At 64.6% G+C, this 25,436-nt stretch carries 24 protein-coding genes; 9 read left to right on the top strand and 15 right to left on the bottom strand.

Annotation, left to right across the window (positions count from 1 at the left end; genetic code table 11):
- The 11 genes from GXY33_12685 to GXY33_12635 form a co-directional block, all read right to left on the bottom strand.
- Nucleotides 1-816: glycoside hydrolase family 92 protein (locus GXY33_12685; protein ID NLX05988.1), on the bottom strand; the 816-nt coding region annotated here is incomplete at its 3' end.
- A 62-nt stretch (nucleotides 817-878) separates the two neighbouring features.
- Nucleotides 879-1,790 (bottom strand): hypothetical protein, encoded by a 912-nt coding sequence (locus GXY33_12680; GenBank protein ID NLX05987.1) that lies wholly within the window; start codon nucleotides 1,788-1,790, stop codon nucleotides 879-881.
- A 114-nt stretch (nucleotides 1,791-1,904) separates the two neighbouring features.
- Complete coding sequence (gene phoU / locus GXY33_12675) at nucleotides 1,905-2,579, bottom strand: phosphate signaling complex protein PhoU (GenBank protein ID NLX05986.1); 675 nt, start codon at nucleotides 2,577-2,579, stop codon at nucleotides 1,905-1,907.
- A gap of 35 nt (nucleotides 2,580-2,614) precedes the next feature.
- A complete protein-coding gene (pstB, locus tag GXY33_12670) occupies nucleotides 2,615-3,391 on the bottom strand; it encodes a phosphate ABC transporter ATP-binding protein PstB (protein ID NLX05985.1) in 777 nt (258 codons plus the stop codon).
- Between the two features lie 92 nt (nucleotides 3,392-3,483).
- Nucleotides 3,484-4,350, bottom strand: a complete 867-nt coding sequence (pstA, locus tag GXY33_12665; protein ID NLX05984.1) for a phosphate ABC transporter permease PstA — start codon at nucleotides 4,348-4,350, stop codon at nucleotides 3,484-3,486.
- The gene (gene pstC, locus GXY33_12660) at nucleotides 4,347-5,297 is read right to left on the bottom strand and encodes a phosphate ABC transporter permease subunit PstC (protein NLX05983.1); all 951 of its coding nucleotides are present in this window, start codon (nucleotides 5,295-5,297) and stop codon (nucleotides 4,347-4,349) included. The genes pstA and pstC overlap by 4 nt, the downstream gene beginning before the upstream one ends.
- 103 nt (nucleotides 5,298-5,400) lie before the next feature.
- Complete coding sequence (pstS, locus tag GXY33_12655; protein NLX05982.1) at nucleotides 5,401-6,429, bottom strand: phosphate ABC transporter substrate-binding protein PstS; 1,029 nt, start codon at nucleotides 6,427-6,429, stop codon at nucleotides 5,401-5,403.
- Nucleotides 6,430-6,628: 199 nt separating this feature from the next.
- The gene (locus tag GXY33_12650) at nucleotides 6,629-7,924 is read right to left on the bottom strand and encodes a porin (GenBank protein ID NLX05981.1); all 1,296 of its coding nucleotides are present in this window, start codon (nucleotides 7,922-7,924) and stop codon (nucleotides 6,629-6,631) included.
- A 45-nt stretch (nucleotides 7,925-7,969) separates the two neighbouring features.
- Entirely contained in the window at nucleotides 7,970-9,754 is a 1,785-nt protein-coding gene (locus tag GXY33_12645) for a HAMP domain-containing protein (protein NLX05980.1), read from the bottom strand.
- Between the two features lie 3 nt (nucleotides 9,755-9,757).
- Nucleotides 9,758-10,447, bottom strand: a complete 690-nt coding sequence (locus GXY33_12640; protein ID NLX05979.1) for a response regulator — start codon at nucleotides 10,445-10,447, stop codon at nucleotides 9,758-9,760.
- A 148-nt stretch (nucleotides 10,448-10,595) separates the two neighbouring features.
- Complete coding sequence (locus GXY33_12635) at nucleotides 10,596-11,972, bottom strand: UDPGP type 1 family protein (protein NLX05978.1); 1,377 nt, start codon at nucleotides 11,970-11,972, stop codon at nucleotides 10,596-10,598.
- A gap of 80 nt (nucleotides 11,973-12,052) precedes the next feature.
- Between GXY33_12635 and obgE the strand changes: the two genes are divergently transcribed.
- From obgE to GXY33_12615, 4 genes are read left to right on the top strand one after another with little or no spacing between them, the layout of a single operon-like run.
- Nucleotides 12,053-13,087, top strand: a complete 1,035-nt coding sequence (gene obgE / locus GXY33_12630; protein ID NLX05977.1) for a GTPase ObgE — start codon at nucleotides 12,053-12,055, stop codon at nucleotides 13,085-13,087.
- Nucleotides 13,084-13,854, top strand: coding sequence for a type III pantothenate kinase (locus tag GXY33_12625; GenBank protein ID NLX05976.1), 771 nt, complete (start codon nucleotides 13,084-13,086; stop codon nucleotides 13,852-13,854). The genes obgE and GXY33_12625 overlap by 4 nt, the downstream gene beginning before the upstream one ends.
- Nucleotides 13,855-13,858: 4 nt before the next feature.
- The gene (locus GXY33_12620) at nucleotides 13,859-14,986 is read left to right on the top strand and encodes a GTP-binding protein (GenBank protein NLX05975.1); all 1,128 of its coding nucleotides are present in this window, start codon (nucleotides 13,859-13,861) and stop codon (nucleotides 14,984-14,986) included.
- A gap of 10 nt (nucleotides 14,987-14,996) precedes the next feature.
- Complete coding sequence (locus GXY33_12615) at nucleotides 14,997-16,268, top strand: DUF2029 domain-containing protein (protein NLX05974.1); 1,272 nt, start codon at nucleotides 14,997-14,999, stop codon at nucleotides 16,266-16,268.
- Here the strand turns inward: GXY33_12615 and GXY33_12610 are convergent.
- Nucleotides 16,226-17,671, bottom strand: coding sequence for a radical SAM protein (locus GXY33_12610; protein ID NLX05973.1), 1,446 nt, complete (start codon nucleotides 17,669-17,671; stop codon nucleotides 16,226-16,228). The genes GXY33_12615 and GXY33_12610 overlap by 43 nt on opposite strands.
- A gap of 149 nt (nucleotides 17,672-17,820) precedes the next feature.
- On the opposite strand from GXY33_12610, the gene xseB reads away from it, so the two are divergent.
- Complete coding sequence (gene xseB, locus GXY33_12605; GenBank protein NLX05972.1) at nucleotides 17,821-18,099, top strand: exodeoxyribonuclease VII small subunit; 279 nt, start codon at nucleotides 17,821-17,823, stop codon at nucleotides 18,097-18,099.
- 35 nt (nucleotides 18,100-18,134) lie between these two features.
- Here the strand turns inward: xseB and GXY33_12600 are convergent, their stop codons facing one another.
- The 3 genes from GXY33_12600 to GXY33_12590 form a co-directional block, all read right to left on the bottom strand.
- Nucleotides 18,135-19,178, bottom strand: coding sequence for an FHA domain-containing protein (locus GXY33_12600; protein NLX05971.1), 1,044 nt, complete (start codon nucleotides 19,176-19,178; stop codon nucleotides 18,135-18,137).
- Between the two features lie 102 nt (nucleotides 19,179-19,280).
- Nucleotides 19,281-20,636 (bottom strand): MFS transporter, encoded by a 1,356-nt coding sequence (locus tag GXY33_12595; protein NLX05970.1) that lies wholly within the window; start codon nucleotides 20,634-20,636, stop codon nucleotides 19,281-19,283.
- 124 nt (nucleotides 20,637-20,760) lie between these two features.
- Complete coding sequence (locus GXY33_12590) at nucleotides 20,761-21,351, bottom strand: hypothetical protein (protein ID NLX05969.1); 591 nt, start codon at nucleotides 21,349-21,351, stop codon at nucleotides 20,761-20,763.
- 369 nt (nucleotides 21,352-21,720) lie between these two features.
- Between GXY33_12590 and GXY33_12585 the strand changes: the two genes are divergently transcribed.
- The 4 genes from GXY33_12585 to xerC all read left to right on the top strand — a co-directional run bounded on the left by GXY33_12585 (nucleotide 21,721) and on the right by xerC (nucleotide 25,175).
- Nucleotides 21,721-22,944 (top strand): hypothetical protein, encoded by a 1,224-nt coding sequence (locus GXY33_12585; GenBank protein ID NLX05968.1) that lies wholly within the window; start codon nucleotides 21,721-21,723, stop codon nucleotides 22,942-22,944.
- 33 nt (nucleotides 22,945-22,977) lie between these two features.
- Nucleotides 22,978-23,742: a hypothetical protein gene (locus GXY33_12580; protein NLX05967.1), complete on the top strand. Its 765-nt coding sequence runs from the start codon at nucleotides 22,978-22,980 to the stop codon at nucleotides 23,740-23,742.
- A 2-nt stretch (nucleotides 23,743-23,744) separates the two neighbouring features.
- A complete protein-coding gene (locus GXY33_12575; GenBank protein NLX05966.1) occupies nucleotides 23,745-23,954 on the top strand; it encodes a hypothetical protein in 210 nt (69 codons plus the stop codon).
- Nucleotides 23,955-24,089: 135 nt separating this feature from the next.
- Nucleotides 24,090-25,175, top strand: coding sequence for a tyrosine recombinase XerC (gene xerC, locus GXY33_12570; protein ID NLX05965.1), 1,086 nt, complete (start codon nucleotides 24,090-24,092; stop codon nucleotides 25,173-25,175).
- The last annotated feature ends 261 nt before the right edge of the window (nucleotides 25,176-25,436 follow it).

Here is a 25,436-nt window from a genome sequence, read left to right as displayed (position 1 = left end):
TCCGCGGGCTTGCTTGCGGCCGGGATGGACGGCGGCGTTGCGGCAGTAGTCGGCGTATTCGGCGCTTTCGATGAATTCGCGGTCGCGCTTGAGGCCGTCCGGGAAGTGGACCTCCCAGACGCCGCAGGCGTCCAGCGGCTGGCTGAACTCGGCGTGAAAGTACACGGTGTACTTGAGGTCCTTCGGCGCGCCGTTGCCCATGCCGCCGCCTTCGGGTCCGCAGCGCATCCAGCCCTCGATGGCGCTGTCGCCGACGACCCGGACTTCCTGCTGGCTGGACGTTCCGCCGATTCGCCGGGCCAGGTCGATCTGGACGCGGCTGAGGTCGTGTTGAGGGAAGGTGAAGCGCATCATACCGCAGTGGCGGGTGGCGGTCAGTTCGGCGCGGATGTTGTAGCGATGGAGCAGGACCGCGTAGCAGCCGGGAAGGATGGTTTCGTCGCGGTGGAAGAACTCGGAGTGCCAGCCGTTGGTGGAGCCCTCGCCGTGACGGTTGAGACAGATGCCGCGGTAGGTCTGGAGCGGGCCGGTGGTGGGCATGACCTGGAAGTTTCCGAAATCGCCAAACCAGCCGACGCCGCTCATCCGCATCATCGAGAAGCCTTCGATGTAGCGAAGATCCCACGAGTAACCGTTGGTGTAATCCCAGCCGGTGATGTTGTCCGGTCCCGGCTGAGCCATGCCGAAGGGCCAGGAGGGTCCGGGATAGGTTCTGGCAAAGACGCTGACCTCGCATCGGGCGCCGGTATCGGGCCGGATGTGGTGCGGGTCGAGCGGCTCGAGTCTCGCGGATAGCTTATGACTGCCGTGTGACATGGGTTGTCCTGCCTGCGTTGGTTCTGCAGAACCGGATAGTGATTTCACCGCCCGGCTGAGGGTCAGATGTCGTAGAGTTCCTTTTCGATTTCGTAGCTGGCGGGGACGGCGCCTTCGGGGAGGGGGATGTAGGCGGCGGTCATGATTCCCTGGCGGTTCATGCTTTCCTCGATGGGCTCCTCCATGCGTTTGATCTCGAAGTCGGAGACCGGGAGGGTGTAGGTGACCCACTGCCAGTAGCGTTGGAAGGCTTCGGCGTAGGGGACCTGGGCGTTGGCTCCGTAGTGGCCGTCGGCGGCCTCGGCGCGTTTGCGGGCATAGCTGCCGCCGTAGTACTGGCTGGAGATGCAGTCCATGGCTTTGACCTTGCGGTCGATGACGTCGGAGATGTCGACGTAGAGGTCGATGCGGGCGGCGAAGGCGTTGCTGAGGGTCACGCCGACGTAGGCGGTGGGGTTCATGAAGTAGATGGCGGGCACACGGTGGGGCGGGAGGGCGTTGCCGCGTCCGGCGGTGGCGGCTTTGCGGTAGGCGAACATGGTGGCCCGTCCGACGGTGGCGTGGAGCTTGAGGCCCCAGTCCTCGTAGGGATGGTGGGTGATGACGACGTCGGGACGGATTTCGCGGATGACCTCGGCGACGGCGGCGACGAGTTCCTCGCGGAGGAGTTCCTGGTCGTCGTCGAAGTCGAGGGTGCGGACGTCCTCGATGCCGAGGATTTCGCAGGCTTTTTTGAGCTCGACGAGCTTCTTTTCGCGTTCGGCGCGGACGCGCTGCTCGACGTCGAGCCGGCGTCCGCCGCGGTCTTTTTCGTCGATGAGTTCCCAGTCGTGGGATCGGACGCCGGTGGTGACGGAGACGACGGTGACCTGGTCGCCCTGGGCGACGTGGTGGGCGAGGGTGCCTCCGGCCTGATCGAAGGTGTCGGCGGGGTGGGCGCCGACGAGGAGCAGGCGAATGGGACGACTGGCCATGGTCCGGCCTCCTTGAGCAAGGACGAGGTTTACCGCTTGGCGGCTATGGTGACGGGTTGCGGGCCGGCGGTCAAGCCCGTGTTGAAGATCGCGGGCGGGAATATGGTCGGCGGGTCAGGCGGACCGGGTGTAGTCTTCGGGTCGGTGGCGGACGATTTCGCCGGCGACCATGTAGATGACGTCCTCGGCGATGTTGGTGGCGTGGTCGGCGATTCGTTCGATGTGGCGTGAGACGGAGAGGTAGTGGATCAGGGAGTCGAGCCACTCGGGATGTTGGCGGATGGCGTCCTTGACGGCTTCGTACATTTCGCGGTTGATCGCGTCGACTTCGTCGTCGGAGGCGCAGACCTTTTTGGCGAGTTCGGCGTCCATGTTGACCAGGGCGTCGAGGCTGTTTTTGAGCATGGTTTTGGCCTTCTGGGCCATGGTGGGGAAGTCGAAGGGGACGCTGATTCGCGGCTGGGTGGCGAGGAAGGCGGTTCGTTCGGCGACGTTGACGGCGAGGTCGGCGATCCGCTCGAGGTCGTTGTTGATCTTCAGGGCGGCGATGATGAACCGCAGGTCGATGGCGACGGGCTGGTGGAGGGCGAGGATTTTGAGGCATTCCTCCTCGACCTCGACCTCGGTCTGGTCGATGTCGATGTCACGTTCGATGACCTCGCGGGCGAGTTCGACGTCGATCAGGTGGATGGAGGTGACGGCTTTGCGGACGGACTCCTCGACCCTGGCCCCGAGGGTCAGGATCATCTTCTTGAGCCTTTCGATTTCGGTCTGCAGATGTTTGGACATGGTTCAGCCCAGCCTGTGCGTGATGTGCGGGCGTTCTATCCGAACCGCCCGGTGATATATTTTTCGGTTAGTTCCTGTTTGGGATTTTTGAAGATCTGTTCGGTGTGGCCGAACTCGACGATGCGGCCCTGGTAGAAGAAGGCGGTGTAGGCGGAGACGCGGGCCGCCTGCTGCATGTTGTGGGTGACGATGACGATGGTGTATCGGCTTTTGAGGGTTTCGATGAGGTCCTCGATCTTGCTGGTGGCGACCGGATCGATGGCGGAGCAGGGCTCGTCCATGAGGAGGACCTCGGGTTCGACGGCGATGGCGCGGGCGATGCAGAGCCGCTGCTGCTGTCCGCCGGAGAGGGCGGCGCCGGGCTGGTCGAGCTTGTCCTTGACCTCGTCCCAGAGGGCGGCGCCCTTGAGGGCGAGTTCGACCCGCTCGGCCATCTCGGCGCGGCTCATGCGGTAGTGGAGTCGCAGGCCGTAGGCGACGTTGTCGAAGATGCTCATGGGGAACGGGGTGGGTTTCTGGAAGATCATGCCGATGCGTTTGCGCAGGCTCAGCGGATCGACGTCGGGCGATAGGATGTCGCGGCCGTCGAGGAAGACCTGCCCGGTGGCCCGCTGGTCGCGGTAGAGCTGGTAGATCCGGTTGTAGACGCGGATGTGGGTGGACTTGCCGCAGCCGGAGGGGCCGATGATGGCGGTGACGTCGTTGGCGGCGATGTCGAGATCGTTGTCGTAAAGGGCCTGGTGGGCCCCGTAGAAGAAGTTGAGGCCGCGGGCGGCGATCTTGACGTCGTATTCGAGCTTGGGCTCAGGCATCATGGTCCCCGGTCGTTGGTCCTGAGGGTTTATTGTAGCGTCAACGACCTCGGCGGTTGGCTTCTTTTCCTTGACGGTTGCCGCATTGAGATTCACGTTCTGGCCTTCCTTTCCCGCACGAGGAATCGGGCGAACAGCATGATGAGCAGGACGCCCAGGGTGATCAGGAGCGAAGCGCCCCAGGCCATCCGCTGAAGGTCTTCGAAGGGCGACATGGCGTAGTTCCAGATGGTGACGGTCAGGTTGGGCGTGGGTTCGCCGAGTCCGGCGAGGCTGAATTCGAACGAGCTGTTGAGGGCGGTGAACAGCAGCGGGGCGGTCTCGCCGCTGACCCGGGCGATGGCCAGGAGGCAGCCGGTGACCAGGCCGGTTTTGGCGGCGCGGAAGACCACGCCCACGGTGACCTTCCATCGCGGCGCGCCGAGGGCGAGGGCGGACTCGCGGAGGGCGTTGGGCACGAGGGCGAGCATGTCCTCGGTGGTGCGGGCGACGACGGGCAGCATGATGACGGCGAGGGCGACGGCTCCGGCATAGCCGGAGAAGGTGCCCAGGCCGAGCGGCTCGACGACCAGGATGGTATAGACGAACACACCGACGATGATCGATGGCGTGCCCATCAGGACGTTGTAGACGAACCGGACGGCGTCGGCGAAGCGGCTCTCGAGGCCGTACTCGGCCAGGTACACCCCGCCCAGCACGCCCAGCGGCACGCCGATCGCGGTGGCCAGGACGGTCAGGACGATGGTTCCGAGGATGGCGTTTCGCAGGCCGCCGCCCTCCTCGCCGATGGGCGTGGGAAGCTGGGTAAAGAAATCGACGTTGACGGCGGAGGCGCCCTTGAGGGCGACGACGATCAGGATCCAGCCGAGGAAGAAGATCGCCACGAGGGCGGAGAGGCCGGAGAGGGCTTTGATGCCCGCGTCGGTCAGGTTGCGTTGTCGGTAGGATCGTTCGATCATCCGCGCGTCCCCGATCTTCTGGCCAGGTTTCGCAGCCACAGTCGGGCCAGGACCTGAATGACGAAGGTCATGGCGAAGAGAATCAGCCCCAGTTCGATCAGGGCGCTCTGGTAGAGCTCGAAGTCGGCTTCGTTGAATTCGTTGGCGAGGGCGGAGGCGATGCTCTGGCCGGCTTCGAACAGCGAAGCCGAGATCTGGTGCTTGTTGCCGATTACGAAGGTGACGGCCATGGTTTCGCCGATGGCCCGGCCGAGCCCGAGGAACAGCGCGCCGACCACGCCGCGGACGCCGTAGCGGAGGGTGACCTTCCAGGTGGTTTCCCAGGTGGTCGAGCCCATGCCGTAGGCGGATTCCTTGACCACGGTGGGCACCATGGCGAAGACGTCGCGGGTGACCGCGCAGATGAACGGGAGGATCATGATGGCCAGGATGATGCCGGCGGTGAGCATGCCGGTGCCCATCGGCTGGCCCTGAAACAGCGGCAGGAAGCCGAGGGTCTCGCCGAGGGCGGGCTGGACGTAATGCTGCATGAACGGGGCGAAGACGAACAGGCCCCACATGCCGTAGATAATGCTGGGGATCGCGGCCAGGAGTTCGATTGAGGTTCCGACGACCCGGCTGAGGACCGGGTGGGCCAGTTCGACCAGGAAGAGGGCGGTGATGATGGCCAGCGGAGTGGCGATGGCGATGGCGATGGTGGTGGCCACCAGAGTGCCGAAGATGGCGGGCAGGGCGCCGAAGACCGGGGTCGGTTCGGCGTAGGGTCGCCAGTGCTGTCCGGTGAGGAAGCCGAGGCCGAATTCCATCAGGGCTGGTCGGGAATGCCAGACCAACTGCAGGAGGATCGCCGCCAAAAGAATCAGGGCGACGGCGGCGGCGGCGACGGTCAGGCCCTTGAAGACGATGTCCCAACAGGCTCGGGGCGGAGTGATCTTCCAGCCCTCCACCGAGGAGTTTGCGTAGACGCTGGCTGATGGTGTGGCGGCGGCTGAGGGGTTGGCCTCGACCGCCGGTTCGATCCTTGCTTTCACGCTTGGTTCATCCGCAGGGTTACGGCCAGACGGGTTCTCCGTCGGCGGTGATCTGCTTGCTCCATGTCTCTTCGACCATCTCGATGACCTTCATGGGCATGGGCACGTAGTGGAGTTCCTTGGCGGCGTCCTGGCCGTGGCGATAGGCCCAGTCGAAGAATGTGAGCATGGCCTTGGCCTTCGCGGCGTCTTTTTGTTTTTTATGGACGAGGACGAAGGTGGCGCCGGCGATGGGCCAGGTCTCGTCGCCCGGCTGATCGGTGAGGATCACGTAGTAGGCCGGGCTGGCCTTCCAGTCGGCGTGGGCGGCGGCGGCCTGGAAGCTCTTGAGGTCCGGACTGGCGAATTTGCCGGCTTTGTTCTTCAGGAGCGTGGTGGCCATTTTTTCCTGGAGGGCGTAGGCGTACTCGACGTAGCCGATGGCCCCTTCGATCTGCTGGACGAGGGCGGCGACTCCGGGATTGCCCTTGGCCAACTGGCCGACCGGCCATTCGGGTTTCTTGGAGCGGCCGACCTTCTCCTTCCACTCCTTGGAGACCTTGGCCAGGTAGTCGGTGTAGATCCACGTGGTGCCCGAGGGGTCGGAGCGGGCGACCACGGTGATCGCCTGATCGGGCAGGGCCAGGTCGGGATTGGCCTGTTTGATCCGTTCGTGGTTCCAGTTCTTGATGTGGCCCAGGAGGATGTCGGCCAGGACGTCGGGAGTCAGCTTGAGCTTGCCGGCCTCGACGCCCTTGAGGTTGGCCACGGGCACCACGCCTCCGACGACCATGGGGAACTGGACAAAACCGGCTTCGTCGATTTCCTTGTCGGTCAGCGGGGCGTCGGTGCCGCCGAAATCGACGGTGCCCTGGGTGATGAGCTTGATCCCGCCGCCGGACCCGATGCCCTGGTAGTTGATCTTGACCTCGGTGAGCTTTTCGTACCTGTGGGCCCACGTCTGGTAGATCGGGTAGGGAAAGGTGGCGCCGGCCCCGGTGATTTTGACTTCGTCGGCTGATGCGCGACCGGCGAACAGAGCAGCGCTTAGCACCAGTAACCCAAGCATGCCTCCGGCTTTCATTTTTGGCTCCTTTTCGTCAGCCTGTTTCTGTTGCCTCAACCAATCTTAGGGCATTATCTCCTGTGGTTGTTAGCGTTTGGTTAGAACTGTGTGATAAATCCGATACGCGCGGTGGTTTCGCGGCGAAAAGCGTTTGGCTGCCATCGTTTCGCGTCGTTCGGCGGGCATGGATCGCCCCCTTAGGTTAGAAGTCGATTTGGAGCCGTATCTGGAAGATGCCGGCGTCGCCGTCGCCGGCGAGGTCGGCTAGAACATAGTTCCACATGACGCGGGCGTTTGGGTTCAGGTACCAGTTGAGGCCCAGCGTCAGGTCGCTGAGTCGTCCGCCTTCGATCGGACCGTCGTCGAGGTCGAGATAGGAGTAGCGGGCGGCGATCTCCCAGGCGCCGAATCCGCGCTGGCCGTTGGGGCAGCAGAAGCTCTTCTTGGGGATGAGACGGTCGAAGACGCCGGTCTCGCGGTCGTAGGGCCGGGTTTCGCCGGTGAGGAACCAGGCGGCTTGGATGTAGAAGGCCTGGAAGCAGACGTCGCGGCTGTTGATGGCGTCGACGATGTTCTGGATGTACTCGCCCTGCAGGGTCAGCGGCCCGTGGACCAGGGCCGTTTCCAAGCCGATCAGGTCGGCCCGGCGGGCTTGGAACTGGCCGGTGTCGACGAAGTCGGGCGCCAGGTGCGATTCGGGCCTCTGGCCGTAACTCAGCAGGCGGTTGTTGGGGCTGCGGCGGCTGTAGGCGGCGCCGAGGTGGAGCAGCCTTGCCCCGTCGTCGCGGTACCAGGGCAGGCAGGTGATCCGGCCGGTGTAGCTGCAGTCGGTGTCGCCGGAGCAGTCGCTGAAATCGTCGGTTTCGCGAAAGACGCCGACGGCCCAGGTTGCCCGGTCGGCGAAGGCGGTGTCGTAGATCATCAGGCCGTGGTTGCGGCTGGGGGCGAAGACGTTGGCGAGCGATCGCTCCATGAAGGTCGTGTGGTTGTTGCTGATCAGTTCCTCGATGCTCAAGGGCTCTTTGAAGTGGCCGACCCGGACGTGTCCGATCACGGGCAGATGGCGAATGCCCAGGTAGACGTCCTCGAAGTCGGGGTCGCCTCCGGCGAAGTCGTATTCGACTTCGAAGACGACGTTCTCGCGGATTACGCCGGAGACAAAGAGGCGGGCCCGGCGACATTCGATCTTATCTTCCAGTTCGCCGACCGAGGCATCCTTGTCGCAGAACCAGGCGGCGTCGCTTTGGATTTGGCCGCCGATGCGGATATGGGAGGTTCCGTCCGCGGTCTCCATTCGCAGGCCATCCCGCCGGTCGGCCCGGACGACAAGCGGGCCGTGGCCGTCGTCATACTTCCTGTCCAATTCAACCAGCCGCTGGTCGAATTCGTCGAGGAGATCGCGGGTGGTGGGTTGGGTGTCCTGAGCCGATACGGCGGGCAGGGAAGCCAGGAGGGCCGGGATAAACAGGAACAGGCCGGTCTGGCCGGTGCGTTTCATGCGCGATCCCCCGTCCGAGCAGCATTCGATCGCCCTGCATGGGGATTATCCGGAATGGCGGGCGGGAAAGCAAAGGATGAATCGGCTGCCGCGGCCGATGGTGCTTTCCACGTGGACGGTCCCGCGGTGGGCTTGGGCGATGTGCTTGACGATGGCCAGGCCGAGGCCGGTGCCGCCGAGATGGCGGCTTCGGGCCTTGTCGACGCGGTAGAAGCGTTCGAAGAGCCGCGGCAGGTGTTCGGGCGCAATTCCGCATCCGCGGTCCTCGACGTGGATGGCGATCTCGCCGCCGCCGTTTTCGGCCCGGACGGTCACCTCGCTGCCGCGGCCGCTGTACTTGATGGCGTTGTCCAGGAGGTTGGTCACCGCCTGCTCCATCAACTGCGGGTTGATCCGGGCGGACAGCGTGTCGGGGCAGAGGACTTTGACGGTGACGCCGTGTTCGGCGGCCTTGGCTTCGAGATTGGCGGCGGCGGCGGTCAGCACGTCCCTGACGCGGGTCTCGGCCATGTCGATGACGGCGTCGCCGCCTTCGCCTTCGATCCGGGAAAGGCTCAGGAGGTCGTCGATGATGGCGCTGAGCCGGTCGGCCTGCTGGTGGATGATGTCGAGAAACCGGGCGGCGCTGTCGGGGTCGGCGACGGCGCCTTCGCGGAGGGTCTCGACGAATCCCTTGATGGAGGTGATGGGTGTCTTGAGCTCGTGCGAGACGTTGGCGACGAAGTCCCGCCGGATGGTCTCGAGGTGGCGCAGGCGGGTGACGTCGTGGAGGACGACCAGAGCCCCGATCCGGCGGTCGTTTGGGTCCTTGAGCATGGTGCCGGTGGCGTGGAGGATGCGGGGGCGCGTGCCTTCGTGGAGGGTGATGTCGGCTTCGACGGGCACGTCGGCGGCGAGGGCCTGGGCGACGAGGGCCTGCAGATCGCTGTTGCGGACGATTTCGTGGAGCTGGCGGTTTTCGACGTCGCGCGGTTCGACGCGGAGCTGCCGGACGGCTGCGAGATTCATGCTGATGATCCGTTCGCCGCCGTCCACGGCGAGCACGCCTTCGATCATGCTGGAGAGGATGGTCTTGAGCTGCTGGCTCTGGCGGGTGACGGTCTCGATCTTCTCCGCGAGTTGGGCGGCCATGTGGTTCAGGGCGGCGGCGAGAGCGGCGAATTCCTCAATCGGCGGAGCCAGGAGCTTGTGGCGAAGGTCGCCGGCGGCAAACCGCTGAGCCCCCAGCCGCATTTCCTGGAGCGGTTGGCTGATTCGGCGGGAGACCCAGAAGCTCACGCCGGCGGCGAGGGCGGCGGTGATCAGGGCGACCAGGACGAGACCGTTGCGGATGCTGGCGAGCGACTGCTGGACGCGGGTCAGCGGAACGGCGGTGCGGATGACGGCCTGCGGGCGGCCGTCAACCATGATGGGAATGGCCACGTACATCAGGTCGGCTTCGAGGGTCTCGCTGTGACGAATGGAGCGGCCGAGGCCCTGGGCGAGGGCCTGGAGGAATGCGGGGCGATCGCCGTGGTTCGCCATCGTGAGGGGATCTTCGTCGGACTCGGCCAGCACGCGGCCGTCGAGATCGATCAGGGTGATGCGGGTGGCGGCGGATCGGCCGAGGGCCTTCACGACGGGATCGAGGGTCGCCACGTCCTTGCCGGGCAGGTGGGGCAGGATGTGCTGGGCGGCCAGATGCGCGCGGGCCTCCAGGTCGGCTTCGACGTGCGACAGGTAGAAGTCCTCGACGGCGTTGAAGGCGTAGAAGGCGACCGAGACGATGCAGGTGATGATGACGAGCAGGTAGGTCGGATAGAGCTTCCAGAGCAGCTTGTGGCTGAGCATCGGTCAGCGATCCTTGAGTCGGTAGCCTACGCCGCGAACCGTTTCGATCTGGGAGCCGAGCTTGCCGAGCTTCTTGCGGAGCGAGACGATGTGGACGTCCACGGAACGGTCGGTGACCACGACGTCGTCGCCCTGGGCTCCATCGACGATCTGATACCGGGTGAAGACCCATCCGGGCCGGCGGGCGAGGAAGTGGAGGATGCGGAACTCGGTGAGGGTCAGCCGCACGCTCTTGCCGTCGGCGAGCACCTCGTGCCGGACGGGATTGATGACGATATCGTGGATCTTGATGGTGTCGGATTCGGAGGCCGAGTCGGGCGCGGCGCGTCGCAGGACGGCTTTGATCCGGGCCAGGAGCACGCGCGGGCTGAACGGTTTGGTCACGTAGTCGTCGGCTCCGAGTTCGATCCCAGCCACCACGTCGGCGTCTTCGCTCTTGGCGGTCAGCATGATGATCGGAATGTGGGCGGTCTTGGCGTCGGTGCGAAGGGTCCGGCAGACCTCCAAGCCGTCCATGCCCGGCAGCATCAGGTCCAGGACGATCAGGTCCGGGAGTTTGGTCCGGGCGGTGTCCCTGGCCTCCTCCCCGCTGGCGACGGTCATGACCTTGTAACCCTCTTTGCCGAGGTTGTAGCTGATCAGTTCGAGGATGTCCTCTTCGTCGTCCACCACCAGGATCGTTTCCTTGGCCATGGCATCTCCGATCGTAAGGTGAATCTTAACCAATCACCCCTTTCTAGTCCATTTGTGTTAGGCACCGGTTAAGATTGTGCGAAAAATGCCGTGGCGGCGTTCCCATGCCGCTGGGCCCGTTTCCGATGCGTTGGCCAAAGCTGGGAGATCAGCCCTTCAGGTCGTGCGGAAAGACGGCCCGCAGCGGCGAGATCTCGACCGGGCACGGCTGGCCGTCGCCGCCGCCGCCGACGTGGATGTCCGCCTCGGCCAGCCATCGGGCAGCCCGCGCGACCAGGTCCCGCCGGGTGGTCTCGGCGCTGTCGACGCCGGTGGCGTTCTTGACCGGGGAGAACTCCTCCTTCCGGTCGGTCTGGACGACGATCGGGCGGTCGGCCAGGGGGATCGCGTCGAAGACGAACTGCTCGAGTTTGACCGCGTTGGGTTCGGTCGGCTCGATCCGCCGGCCGGATTCGTCGACGAAGGGGACCTTCTTGACCGCGCGGTGCCAGGGCAGCCGCAGGCCGCCCTCTGTGATCCGCTCGACGAACGCCCGGGCGATCACGTGGATCGCGATCGAGCCGCCGTCGTAGCGCCGGGCGCCGTCGGCGTTCCGCTCGACCGCCAGTTCGTCGGGCAGGTCGGAGTATTCGATGACCATCAGCCTGCCGTCGCCGATCACGAAGTTGCCGACCCGCTCCTTGTCCTCGGCCTTGGGGATCGATTTGCTGGACATCTCGCTGCCTTCGAGGATGTGCAGTCCGACAAAATGCGGGTCCAGGCACCGGACCAGGGGGTTATCGACTTGGAAGTAGCTGATGTGGTCCACCTGGCGCCGGCGGAGCTCATCGAGCACGCCCGCGCGGCGCAGGGCCCGCAGCGAGCCGCCGTGGCCGTCCGGCGAGAGGGCCAAAGAGTCCGGCGCGTCGAGCAGGAGCCGCCCGTCGGTGTCGAAGGCGGGCATCATGCCCTGCTGGAAGAACCGTACGTCGTCTTTGGGCAGGCCGAAGCGGTCGTGCTGTTCGAAGAAGGCCACGGTGGCTTCGTGGTTGGCGTCGCTGGTCATGATGTACCAGCGGATCTTCTCGCTGTAGCGGCGGCGGCAGTTGAGGATGTACTCGGCGAAAAGCTGAAAGAGCGTCTTGCCCGTCACCGGGGCGATCGCATAGCAGCCCTTGGGCCCGTCGAAACCCAGTCGCGTGCCCATGCCGCCGGCCACGGTGAACGCACAGACCTTTCCTTCAGACAAAGCCTGTTCGCCGGCCTGCCAGGCCTTGCGGTACAGCTCAGCGGTTTGCGGGCTGTCCGGCTGGACCGGAAACTGCGGGGCCGGTTCGATGGTTTTGGGCAGTTCGAACGGGGTGGCTTGGCGGACGCAGTCGCGGGCCAGCCGGTCGATCTGCTGGAAGTCGAGGTCCTCCAGTTGCCGCAAAAGCTGGTCCTTTTGGCTGTCATTCAATTGGCTCCAGAACCGCAGGACGTGCTGCTGTCCGACGGCTTTGGCCTGGTCCAGAACTTTCTCGTATCGACGCTGAATATCCTGCATAATAACCCCTCTGAACGCCTATAATACGGGGCTGAATCACCAATTAGGTTATTATTCATCAGCGGGTGTGAGTGTCAATCATGTTCATCGACAGGGCGGAGATTTACGTCAAGGGCGGCGACGGCGGGGCCGGATGCGTGGCCTTCCGGCGGGAAAAGTACGTGCCGCGCGGCGGCCCGGACGGCGGTGACGGCGGCCGCGGCGGCAGCGTCTATCTCGAAGCCGATGAGAACCTCAACACGCTGATGGATCTGGTTGGGCACCATCACTGGAAGGCCGAACCCGGCCGGCCGGGCATGGGCAAGAACAAGACCGGTCGCAGCGGCCGGGACCGGATCGTCCGGGTGCCGCCGGGCACGCTGATCTACGACAAGGAGGCCGATCTGCTGCTCAAGGACCTGGTCGAGCCGGGCCAGCGGGTCTGCGTGGCCCGCGGCGGCAAGGGCGGACGCGGGAACAAGGCCTTTGCCACGTCGACCGAACAGGCCCCGCAGGAGGCTGAACCCGGTCTGCCGGGCCAGGAGCGGGTGCTTCGGTTGGAGTTGAAGCTGATCGCCGACGTGGGTCTGGTGGGCATGCCGAACGCGGGCAAATCGACGTTGCTCTCGCGGGTCTCAGCCGCCCGGCCGAAGATCGCCGACTACCCGTTCACCACGCGCCATCCGGTGCTGGGCATCGCCGAGCTGCGGAACCATCGGCGGATCGTGATCGCCGACATTCCCGGCCTGATCGAAGGGGCCCACGAGGGCTCCGGACTGGGCGATGAATTTTTGCGGCACATCGAGCGGACCTCGGTGCTGATCCATCTGGTGGACATCCTGCCGCCGGCGGGCGATCCATTCGAGCACTACGAGGTGATTCGCGGCGAGTTGAGCAAATACTCACCGGTGCTGGCCGCCAAGCCGGAGATTGTGGCGGTCAACAAGATGGACCTGACCGACGCGGGCGAGGCGCTGCGGGAGTTTCGCGAGCGGCTGGGAGACGAGCGGGTCTTCGCCATCTCAGCGGTGACCGGACACGGCGTGCCGGAGTTGCTGGAGCACGCGTACCGGGTGGTTCAGGAGTATCGCGAGTCGGCCCCGGCGGCTGCGGAAGGAGAGGCAGGAGAGCCATGAAGATCATTGCGGTCGATATCGGCAACACGATGACTCGCCTGGCGGTGGTCGAGGAGCGCAAGGTGCTGGAAAAGGTCGCTCTGGCCGCCGACGAGATCGAGCAGTTCGGCGACGAGCTGGTCCGGCTGATGAAGCTGTTGGAGCCGCAGAAGGTTCGGCCGGTGGTCGTCTGTTCGGTGGCGCCCAAGACGTGCGCCACGGTGGAAGAGCTGGTGCGGCGGCGGACAGACTCCAAGCCGCTGGTGATCGGCCGGGACATTCCGCTGCCGCTGCGGCTTGACCTGAGCGACGCGAGCACGGTCGGGGCTGATCGGGTGGTGGCGGCGGCGATGGCCTACGAGCGGATGGAGACGGCGGTGGTCGTGGCCGATTTCGGCACCGCGGTCACCATCGACTGCGTCAACGACGAAGGGGTGTTCCTGGGCGGCGCGATCCTTTCCGGGCTTCGTCTTTCGGCGTACGCCCTTTCGTCATACACGGCGGCGCTGCCGCTGGTGAGCGATCCGTCGCTTCCGGTCACGCCGTGGGGCCGCAACACCGTCGAGGCGATCTCGAGCGGGATCATTCTGGGCGCGGTCGGGGCGTTGCGGGAGATTGTCGAGCGGTACGCCACGGAGCTTGGGCGATGGCCGGAGGTCATTCTGACCGGCGGCGACGCCACGCTGATTGCTGAGCACAATGACTTTGCCAAGGCGGTGGCGCCGGATCTGCTGCTGATGGGGGTCGATCTGGCCTATGAGCTGTGGGCCGAGTCGCAAGAGGATTAGGCACGTGTCGGACGCGGACGGGCGGACAGTGGTGGCGCCGGCTTCGGCCCAGGGCTCGTCGGCGATCGCGGTGATTCAGGTGGCCGGTCCACGGGCGCAGGCGATGATCGTCGGGCACAGCGGGTTGGCCGATGCGCCGCGATGCGGTGAGGTCGTGCTGACCGGTTTGCACGATAGGGAGGGTCGGCCGGTCGACCGGGTGCTGGTGGCCTGCCTGTCCGAAGATCAGCCGCTCTATGAGATCACCTGTCACGGCGGCGTTCGGGTGGTTCAGCGGATCGTCGAGCTTTTCCAAGAGGCCGGCGCGGTGCTGGTCGACACGGTCGAACTGCTGGGTCAAACGTATCGGCTGGAGAATCCGGTGGCGGCGGAGGCCTATCGCCTGCTGCCCGGGGCGCTGACGGCAAAGGCGGGCAGGTTCCTGCTGCACCAGGCGCATGAGGGGTTTGCCCGAGTTCATGAGCGGCTTGCCGGCGCTTCGCGCGAGGAGTTGTCGGCGTGCCTTGCGCATTGGCCGGCGGCCAAGCGGCTGCTGAGCGGGATGACGGTGGCGATCGTCGGGCCAGCCAACGCGGGCAAGAGCACGCTGCTGAATTGTCTCTCAGCCCACGAGCGGGCGCTGGTGGCCGATCTGCCGGGTACGACGCGGGATTACGTTTGCAGCGAGGTGGAGATCGAGGGCGTGCCGGTGCGGCTGTTCGATACGGCGGGTCTGGGCCGGACGGCCGATCCGCTGGCGGCTGAGGCGCGGGCCAGAACGATCCAGGCGTGCGAGCAGGCGGAGTTTGTGGTGATCGTGCTGGATGCGACGGCGACCGCTGGGCTGGCGGAGCAGCTCGCCGAGTGCGTCGCGATTGCGCCGGTCAAGCGGCTGGTGGACGACGGTAGGGCGGTCACAGTGGTCAACAAGATTGACTCGCCTGATCGGTGGCATGAATTGGATGAATTGGACGTTGCTTCGCCGACCGTTGAGATTTCGGCTTTGACCGGTTTGAACGTGGACGGTCTTGGCCGTGCGCTGCTCGATCTGGCGGGTTTGCGCGAGTTGGATATTCGCCAGCCGTGCGTCTTTGCCGAAGGCCAGGCCGACGAGGTCCGCCGCGTTCTTGACCGGCTTCGCGACGGTCGGTAAGCTCTGGCGTGTGAAACGGACCGTCATTCAACGAATTGCGCTTGGCGTTCTCGCCGCGGCTGTGCTGATCGGCACCGGCTACAGCAACTATTGCCGCGCCGCGGCGGGGATCGGCGATTTCCGGGCGCTGCGGCAGGCCTCGGAGCATGCGTTGCAGACCAGCCAATTGAACGATCCGTGTTCGCTGGGCTACTATCCGCCCAGCGCCAGGCCGATCCTGATGCCGCTGGCTTGGCTTGATCTGCGGCCGGCGGCGGCGGTCTGGTGGGCGCTGATGGTGCTGCTTTACGGGCTGTGCCTGTACCTGCTGGTCAGCCACGTTCTGCCGGGATCGCGAGATCGATTGTGGATCGCCGGGCTGTCCCTGGTGGTCGCGCTGCCGTGGTTGATCGCGGATTTGAACGTGGGTAACATCTCGTCGCTGGTGCTGGCGTCGGTGGTGGCGGGTTATGTGCTGGCGAGGAAGGGGCGTCCGGTCGCAGCCGGTTTCGCGGTGGCGGCGGGCGTCTCGCTGAAGCTCATTCCGGTGTTCCTGATCGTGTTTTTTGTCATCAAACGCCGCTGGAAAGCGGCGGCATGCAGCCTTGTGGCGACGGCGGCGGTCGCGGCGGTTCCCGGCGTGTTGATCTTCGGCGGCAAGGACTTCGCCGGTTCGTGGACGACGTGGCGGCGCGAAGCGGTTCATATCCGCACGCCGCAATACACGATCCTGGAGGCCCAGCGCTCAACCCACATGAACCAGTCGTGGCCGAACGTCCTCGTGCGGCTGCTGCATGGCGTCGATACCGGCCACAGCAAGCATCCGTTTCGGGTGAACGTGGCCGATCTGCCGCGCGAGCGGGTGCTGGTTCTCTACTACGCCTTCGCCGCGTTGAGTTTGGGGCTGTGGGTGTTTCTGATCTGGCCGCGGCGCGGCGATCCGCCGGCGGTCGAGGCGCTGCATTTCGCCACCGTGCCGCTGGTGATGCTCTGGTTCAGCCCGCACGTGATGAGCTATTACTTGTCGATCGCGATGCCCGCGATGGCGGTTTTCGTCTGGGCGCTGGTGGAGAAGCCGGCGGGGCTGGTTGGTGTCCGGAAATGGTTGATCGTGTTGGCGTTGGTGTACTGGGCCGGCTGTGCGAGCATGGCCAGCGACTACCTGCGGGCGATCGGCAGCTATCAGATGGTGATCCTGGTGCTGGCGGCGGCGACGTTCGTGATCGCGCAGCGGATGAGGGTCGCCGCTGGTGCTTCGGATCAGCCGACGGACTCGATGGCGGGCTCAGCTGGAGGTTCATGATAGTTCCACGCCAGCGAGGTGCGGTCCTGGAAATCGGCGAAGCGGGGGATGCGGCGGTTGCGGCCGGTCAGGTAGTACCAGAGGCCGAAGTACGCCGCGAGGTTGGCCATCCACGCCCGCTTCTTGAACGGCCAGGCCTTCAGGCGGGCCATCGCCGAACGCGGATGGTAAAACTCGCAGAACGCCGACATCTGGGCGTGGCGAAGCTCCTGCGTCGTGAAGTTCTTCGGATCGTAGACGACGCCCGCCCCGTTGTACTTGAGCCAGTCGCGGGTGCGGATGCGGCCCTCAGCGGCGAACCGCTGATGCATCTGCGTGCCGGGATACGGCGTGAGGATCGGGAAACACGCCATGGCCAGGTCAGCCTTCTGGGCGAACCGGCAGGTGTCGCGGCAGGTCTCCCACGTGTCATGGTCGAAGCCGAAGATGAACGCGCCCCAGAGGCTGATCCGGTGCGACGAGATCTTCTTGATCCGCCAGAGGTAGCTGTCGGCCTTCACGAAGCGTTTGCCCGCCTCGGCCAGCGTCTCGCCGCGGACGCTCTCGAGGCCGAGGATCAACCCGACGCAGCCGCTGGCCCGCATCGCGGCCAGCAGCTTGTCCGACTGGCTGATGAGAATGTCGCACTGCGAGGCCCAGTTGATCTTCAGCGGGATCAGCCGCTGACACAGCTCCAGCGCCCATTCGCGATTGCCCGCGAAGTTGTCGTCGGAGAAGATAAAGAAATTGGCCCCGTGGACCTCCTTGGCCTCGCGGATTTCCTCGACGATCTTGTCCATCGGCCGCTGGCGGAACTTGCGGCCGAAGATCGCCGGCGTCGTGCAGAACGAGCAGTTGTGTGGGCAGCCGCGGGTGGTCTGGATCGGGTGGAAGGTCAGATAGTCCTTGGGGTTCAGCAGGTCCTTGCGCGGCGTGGTGATCTCAGCGGTTCCGAGTTCCTGCCAGTGGTACTTGCGCTTGAGCTGGCCGGCCTCGAAGTCGGCCAGGACGTGAGGCAGCGTCGATTCGGCGTCGCCGATGGCAACCGCGTCGGCGTGTTGCAGGGCCTCATCCGGCAGGGCGGACGGGTGGATGCCGCCCATGACCACGGTGATGCCGAGCCGCCGGTAGGCGTCGGCGATTTCGTAGGCCCGGGCCGACTGGGTGGTCATCGCCCCGATCCCGACCAGGTCCACGTCGGCGCGGGCCTGGTGCGGCTGGTCCATCGCGCACTCGTCGACGATCTCGACCGACCAGTCTCGCGGGACCAGCGCGGCGCAGATCGTCAGGTTCAGCGGGGCGAACAGGGCCTTGCGGCCCATGGTCATCCGCTGGATGACGCCCGGAATGACGATGGTGGACAGCGGGCTTCGCGGGTTGATAAAGCGTATGCGTCGCGTCTGTCTGGGCTCGGCGTGGATCATGGGCCCATTATGGATCGGCGGGCGGACGATGACAAGGGCAAGTTTCGCTGGGACCACAACAGGCTACAAGCGGCGGCGATGCGTGCTATAATGGGTGATCGGGCGGCGTTTGGCCGCGGATGGATGTGACTTGTTGCGGGACGGGTGCCATGACGGACAAGAAGAGCAAATTGCCGAACCTGGAAAAGCTGACGTTCGAGGAGGCGATCGCCAAGCTGCGCGAGATCGTCGAACAGGTCGAGTCCGGCGAGGTGGGGCTCGAGGATTCGATCGAGCAGTACGAACTGGGCTGCCGGCTGATCCAGCACTGCCGATCCATTCTCGACGGAGCCGAGCAGCGGATCGAGGTGCTGACAAAGACGCTCGACGGCAAACTCGCCGCCCAGGCGGCGCCGCAGGAACTCCAGGGTGAGGCCGGCGAGGAGTAGCGGGTCGGCGACGTCAGGTCAGGGTCAGCGGGTTTCTAATATCCGCCTCCTCCGGACAGCAGCGACGCGAAGGCGGACATCAGGATCGTCATGAGGAACGACTCGACCGTTCCCATGATGATGATGATCAAAAACGCCTCGAAGAAGTCGACGCCGAAGAACAGGTAGAGCAATAGCCAGAGGATGGGAAGGTAGAAGATCAGCATGAACAGCCCACCGACCAACATGGGGGCCAGGGCCAGGGCGGCGGCGATGCCGAACGTCTGAAGGATCGCCGGTCCGAACTCGCCGAACCCGAACTCGGCCAGCTTGGCCGCGATGGTCATCGCGACCAGCAGGAACGCCACGCGGACGACGATGCTGATGACCGCCATGATGCCGCCCGCAATACCCGCCTGCATCACCGAGAGGGCCAGGAACAGGACGATAAAGGCTACGGGCAGGATGTAGGTCTTGATCTGGTACCAGTCGATCTGGATTCCCGAGGCCTCGCCTTCAACCGCGACGGCGGCTGCTTTGGCCGGTTTCTTGACGCCGGAGCCGACCTCGAAGCTCTTGGGCGAGCCGGGACCGGAGCTGACCCCTTCGCCGAGCGACAGCTCAAACCGGCGTCCGGTCTTGAAGCTGTAGCCGCACTTGACGCACAAGACCGCCCCTTCGTCAAGCACCGTGCTGCACTCCGGGCAGCGGGTCTCGACGATGTCGATCGTCTCGGATGATGCCGCTTTTTTCGGCTCGGCCTTCTGCGGTTTTTCCTTCGGAACCGCCATCGGCTGATTCGACGCGCCCGAAGGGTCGTGGAACACCGCCTTGATCGATCCGAAGAACACGATGTCCTTGTTGGTCAACACGTGCGACTTGACCGAGCGGTTGTCGACCCGCGTCTTATTGCGGGAGCCCAGATCATGGATGATCCAGCGGTTCTTGCCCAACCGGTCGATCCGGGCCTGCTGACGTGAGACGATCGGCAGGTGGACGCGAATGTCCGCCTCGGGCGAACGCCCGACCACCATCGACGCTTTGCTCAACTCGAAGTGCTCGACCTGGCCGTTGGGCAAATGTACTTCGAGATAGCTCATCGTCTGCTCCTGAACGCCGGACCGCTGCCTCGCAATGACACGATCATACCGCCGGACGCGGAGGAAGATCAAGCCCCTGCAGGCCGAAATGGACGGGTGGGATCAGACCCGCGGCAGGGCCTTGATGATGTAGACGCGGCCGGATCGCGGCTCCTGGACGAGCAGGGCCAAACCCAGCCCAGCGACCACGGCCAGCGCCGCGGCGATCGTAAAGACCACGGCATGGCCGTCCCAGACGTGGCCGGTCGAGCGGAACATGTCGATGATCCGCCCGCAGATCACCGGCGTGAGCAGGGCGGCTGGGAGCGTGAGGATGTTTCCGCCCGCGATCAGACTCGTCGGGTCCATCCGCGGCATCAGCTCGGCGCTCATGTTGCAGACGATCATCGGCATGGTGATCAGCGTGCAACTGTAGGACAGGTAGGCCAGCAGCGTGGTCGACATCGTGCCGGCGGCCTGGGCGAGGACGAAGGTCACAAACCCGACCGCAGCCAGAATCACCGCCACAAAGCGGTAGCCCCACGCGTCGGCGACGCGGCCTACCACCAGACCGGTCAGAATGTACGCCGCCAGAAACGCCAGATTGAAAAACCGCTCGCTGCCCGCCGGTGAGCCCACCACGTCACGGCTGTACGTGACGATGAACGGACCGACCGAGAACGCGGCGGCCAGAACCGCCACGAAGAAGATGAACATCCGGTAGTTGGGCGTCCGCCACAGACGCCGCAGCAGAATCCGCGTCTGGTGAACGACGGAGACGCGGGCCAGCTTCGCCTGCCGGCGCTGCCGGCCCGGCTCGACGTGGTCCCGCATCAACAGCACGCACGCGGACGCCAGGAGAAAGCATCCGCCCGCGATCATCATCGACAGATGAAAGGCGGCTTCAGGCGCCAGCCGGACGTAGACCCACTGGGCGAACGGCGCGGCGGCCAGACCCGCAGCCCCCATGCCGGTGGCCCGCCAGCCCAGCAAACGCCCGCGACGGCGAACCGGGCAGTTGTCGGTGATCATCGCCCAGTAGACGGTCCAGCCGAGGGCGATCGTGGCGAAAAACACCGCCATCGTCACCACAAAAAGGACCATTCGCAACAGCCTTGCCTCCGCCGGCAGCAGAAACCCCACCACCCCGAACACGACGTACGAGAGGGCCGAGACGCTCAGGGTCAGCCAGACCTTCTTCTTGCGGTTGCGCCCTTCGATCAGGCGGATCGCCAGAAGCTGCAACGGCACGAAGACAGCGCCGAATGCGGAGGTGATCCCGATCACGACCTTCGGAGCGTCCAGAAGGTTCAGGTACGCCGGGACCAGCACCCACGAAAGGGCGAAGGGCAGGCCGAGTCCCCACAGGCTGTCGACGCCGACCACCGCCGCCACGTTCCGCCGAAAATGCCCCAGCACCACCTGTTCGTGTGGGGCGATCAGGCCCATCTGATACTGGTCTTCGACCCGTCGCATCATCCGACCGCCTTCGCCAAAGGGGCGAAAAACTTATTATATCCTCGGCAAAGGCGCCGCCTCCACAAGAAGCGGAAAAGATGTGACAGGTGATGAGCCGGCGTGTCCTGTCTTGCTGGCTGGCCGATCACCGGCCCAGCGTGAACCCTCCCGTCTTGCCCGCACTGGCCCCCAGCAGGATCAGCACGTAGATCAGCCACGCCAACAGGTTCATCAGCGGAAGGATGCGGATCAGCGACTGGGCGTCCGAGGCCTGGTGCCGCGAACGGGCCTGCTTGAGGTCCGTGCGCCGGTCCTTGTCCAGCGGGCTCTCGCCCAGGGCGGCCGGCTCGTCCAGGTAGTGCATGTAACGCAACTGGAACATCCCGAGTTGCTGCTCGATGTGGTACATCCGCAGATAGCACGTCCGCTGAACCGCGCACCAGCGGTTGGCCATCAGCCACCAGACCACCACGACCACCACCGACAGAATGCCCAGATCGAGCAAAAAGAAGAGCCCCGTCTCGGCCCGGACGGCGGGCAGAAACAGCAAGCCGATCACGAACGCCGCCAGCGAAACCACGCCCATCAGCACCGCGCCGCTCCAGACCCGGCCCTCCAACCGCTGGGCTGAGTTCTGGCACAACTCATACTCCCGCAGCAGAAGGTCCCTGTCCGCCTCCATCGCCGGCTGCGGTTCGACGACCGGTTGAGGCTGATCCTGATCCGTTTGTGCCATGGGTGGTCTCCTGTGCTTTGGAAGAAGTCCCCGATTCCCTTGATGGCGATCCATTCTATCAGACCGCGGGCCGGACTCCCACAAGAACCTCCAGACCCGCCGTGAGCCTCCGGTCCAGAGACCGCCGTCGAAGCGTTAAAAAAGTCATTGTCGCAGCGAATTCGCCCCCCGTTTCGATGTCTTGCGGCAATCCCTTGATCTACAGGGATTTGCGGATGCCGCGATCCCGCCGCCGTCTCGTGACGGCCGTGCTCAATTTCTCAAGCCCACCCATAAGCTGTGCCGATAATTTCCATGTCTTATCGGACGGAGGCTCCGATTGCTGCCAGCCGAAGGATTCGGGCGCTGATTAATAAGAAGGATTTTGCGATGATTACGTTTGGCAATCATGCATCAGCAAAGCTTATCGGAGTGGCTGCCCTGCTGAGTCTGACCGGCTGTCTGAGCCAACGACAGTCGTTTCAGCCGACGGCCTCCAATTCGCCGGCACCGGCCCAGGCCGCGACCACGACGATGGATCATGACGGCTACGTAGCTGAGCCCTCCTACGCCCGGACCAACGGCCATCACCAGCGCTACAACTTTGCCCAGGTTTCGCTCTTCGGCGACCTGCCGGGCGTATCGAGCGGCGAATCCACGCAGCACGCCGGCCCGAGCCTCCAGCAGCATACCTTCGCGGTTGAAGGGGCGTGCTTCGATCCGGTTGTCTCCCCGGATGGCAAGAACATGGTCTTCGCCTCCACCCAGCACAACCTTCAGCCGGACATCTACCTCAAGCCGATCGGCTACAACACCATGACGCAGCTCACCAGCGACCCGGCGGGCGACGTGCAGCCGACCTTCAGCCCCGACGGCCAGAAGGTCGCCTTCTGCTCCGACCGCTCCGGCAACTGGGACATCTACGCCACCGAACTGGCCACCGGCAAGACCCAGCAGCTCACCGATGACCCAGCCCCCGAGATGCATCCGAGCTACTCCGCCGACGGCCGCGAACTGGCCTATTGCCGCTATAACATGCGGTCGGGACAGTGGGAGATCTGGGTCATGGACCTGCAGGCCGGTCAAAAACGATTTGTCACGCCTGGCCTCTTCCCGCAGTTCTCGCCCGTCGATCATCGGATCGTCTATCAGCGGGCCAAGCAGCGCGGCTCCCGCTGGTTCAGCATCTGGGAGGTCGAAATCAACGGCAGCGGCACGACCATGCCGACCGAAATTGCCGCCTCGCCCGAACGGGCCCTGACCACCCCGCGCTGGTCCGCCGATGGCCAGTTCATCGTCTACTGCGCCGTGGCCCCCACCGAAGGCCAGTCCGATAACGCCATTCAGAACGCCCAGGTGTGGGTCATCCGCCGCGACGGGACCGCCAAGATGCCCGTCACCGACCCGGGGACCGGATCCTTCAGCCCCGTCTGCTGCCGCGACGGCCGGATATTTTTCTGTGCCAATCGCGGTGGTTCCGAAAACATATGGTCCGTTTTGCCGATGATTACACAAGACGACTCTTCTGTTGAGGCAAACCGACCGGTCGCTCTGGACGGCGCCCAGCAGACCACCGGCCACAACGGCCATGACGAGCATCTGACCGGTGGCTAGACAGAGGGTGGGAAGAAAAGCCGGAAAGTGAAGATGATGTGCCATACGTCTGGACATTTACATAAGCTCCTGGCTGCCATTGCTTTGGCCTCCGCCCTGGCCGTCGGCGGCTGCGCGAAGGAGCCGGTTCTCGTCCGCAAGCCGGACAAGGCGCCCTATGACCGGCCGGTGACCCTCGCGGTCGCCCCGGTGGTCAACTACAGCGGAAACGAAAACATCGACACCCTGAAGGTCACCGATCTGCTGTTCAGCGAACTCCAGCAGGTTCCGGGCATCGTCGTGGTCCCGGTCAACCGTGTGTTGGCCCAGATGGTCCAGGACCGGATGCCGACCCTGGAGACCCCCGAGCAGGCCATGGCGCTCACGAAAAAAGTAGGGGCGGACGGTATCGTAGTAGCGGCAATAACCGAATATAATCCCTACTATCCTCCTATCGTGGGGCTTGCCCTCCAGCTTTATGGTTTTGATGCCCCTCCGGTGGGTCGGCTGGCCGTGGATCCGGTCGGTATGGAGCGGGCCGCATCGCCGATGCAAATCACAATTGATCCGGAGCAGCCGCAACTGCCGAAGAATCAGTTGAGCCGGATTTACAACAGCCGCGACCATGAAGTCCTCCAGGAGGTTGAGGATTTCGCCGACTGCCGCGGCACCGCCCAAAGCCCCTACGGCTGGCGGCTGTATCTCCGGTCGCAGGAGATGTACTTGCGATTTGTCTTCCATGAGGCGCTGACCGAGCTGTTTGCCAAGGAACGCCTGCGTGTCGGTCAACCGCCGTTATCGGACCGAAAGGGAGTGTGATCATGGGACTTCGAGAGATTTCGCTGGTCAAGGGAGCGCACCGGTACATCTTCCGCTATAGCCCGGGAAGCGAGGCGGACGTGATCGGATCGTTCGCCTGCCTGGCCGAGGATCTCGAGAGCGACTTCGACTGGTTCGATGCGGCTGTGCTCAGCTATCAGATGGGAAGGCAGCTCGATCAGGACATTGAAAAGGTCAGACCCGCGGTCTGAGGATCGGACAACGGGACCCTCTGGAACACCCACAGCCGAGAGGGACAACGGAAACCACAAACACAGGCAAAGCCGGGCTGGTTGGACGAGGCCACGCAACGCCGCAGGAATTCGCCGCAAGTGACGAGCAAACCTATGAGCGGAAGCGAACTGATCAACGAATTCATCGACTACCTGAGATTCGAAAAGCACTTCTCCAACTACACCGCCCGGTGCTACGGAGCCGACCTTCGCCAGTTCGTGGAGACCACGATCCAGGACGGCGCGACGGGTCAGGCCGCCGCGGAACCGCGCGGCGCGGACGGGCAGGTGGCCACCATGGTCCAGTCCGGCGTTCGCGAGAAGCTGCTGGCCGTCGGACCGGATGACATCCGCCGGTTCCTGGCCTACCTGCACGAGCAGAACTACTCGCGGTCGAGCACGGCCCGCAAGCTGGCCACGCTGCGGTCGTTCTACAAGTTCCTGGTCCGCCGCGGATATCTGGGAGTCAACCCGGTCGCCGCGATCCGGACGCCCAAGCAGGAGCGCCGGCTGCCCAAGTGCCTCAGCTATGAGCAGATCCAGAAACTGCTCGAGACGCCCAACGCCGACGAGCTTCTCGGGTCGCGGGACCGCGCGATGCTCGAAACGATCTACTCGACCGGCGTCCGCGTCAGTGAGCTGGTCTCGCTGAACGTCAGCGACGTCGATTTCCTGGGCGGCATGCTCCACATCAAGGGCAAGGGCAGCCGCGAGCGCCTCACGCCCATCGGCCACGCCGCCATGCTCGCGGTCAAGAAGTACCTCCAGATGCGCCAGCAGCAGGCCCAGCAGGGACAGGCCCAGGACGGCCAGGCCCTGTTCGTCAACAAGCACGGCCAGCGGCTCAGCACCCGAAGCGTCCGCCGCAAACTCGACAAGTACCTGATCCAGGCGGGCCTGGACCCGACCATCTCGCCGCACACCCTGCGGCACAGCTTCGCCACGCATCTGCTGAACAATGGGGCCGATCTGCGGAGCGTCCAGGAACTGCTGGGCCACCAGTCGATCTCCACCACGCAGATCTACACCCACCTGACCACCGAAAAACTCAAGGAAAGTTACGAAAAGGCCCATCCGCGGAGCAACGAGCAGGCCTGGGAGGAAGAGCAGTCGAAGCGGGAAAGTGAGGATAACTGGTCGTCCGCCGGCAGCAACGGGAGCTTCGAGCATCCCAGCGGCGGTCAGCCGTATCCCAACTGACAAGGGCCTTTACGCCGGTCTACGATCGGCGAGCACGACAGAGGCGGCTTGGTGAGCTCCTTACCAGGTCGCCTCGGTTTTTTTACCCGCACCTTGGCGGGTCCGGACCCGCGGCTTCGTGACCAGGATCGCATGAAAAAGGGCGCGGTGGGCCGCGCCCTTTCCTTGGTTGGCGTGGTCGCCTAGTCGACCACTTCGGCTTCGATCACCTGCGGCTCGTCCGGCGGCGATCCAGCCTCCTTGCGGAAGACGAACCGTCCG

It is taken from the genome of Phycisphaerae bacterium, from assembly GCA_012729815.1.
Lineage (GTDB): Bacteria > Planctomycetota > Phycisphaerae > JAAYCJ01 > JAAYCJ01 > JAAYCJ01.
The sequence above is the reverse complement of the archived record's forward strand: the minus strand, read 5'-3'. Positions and strand labels throughout refer to the sequence as shown.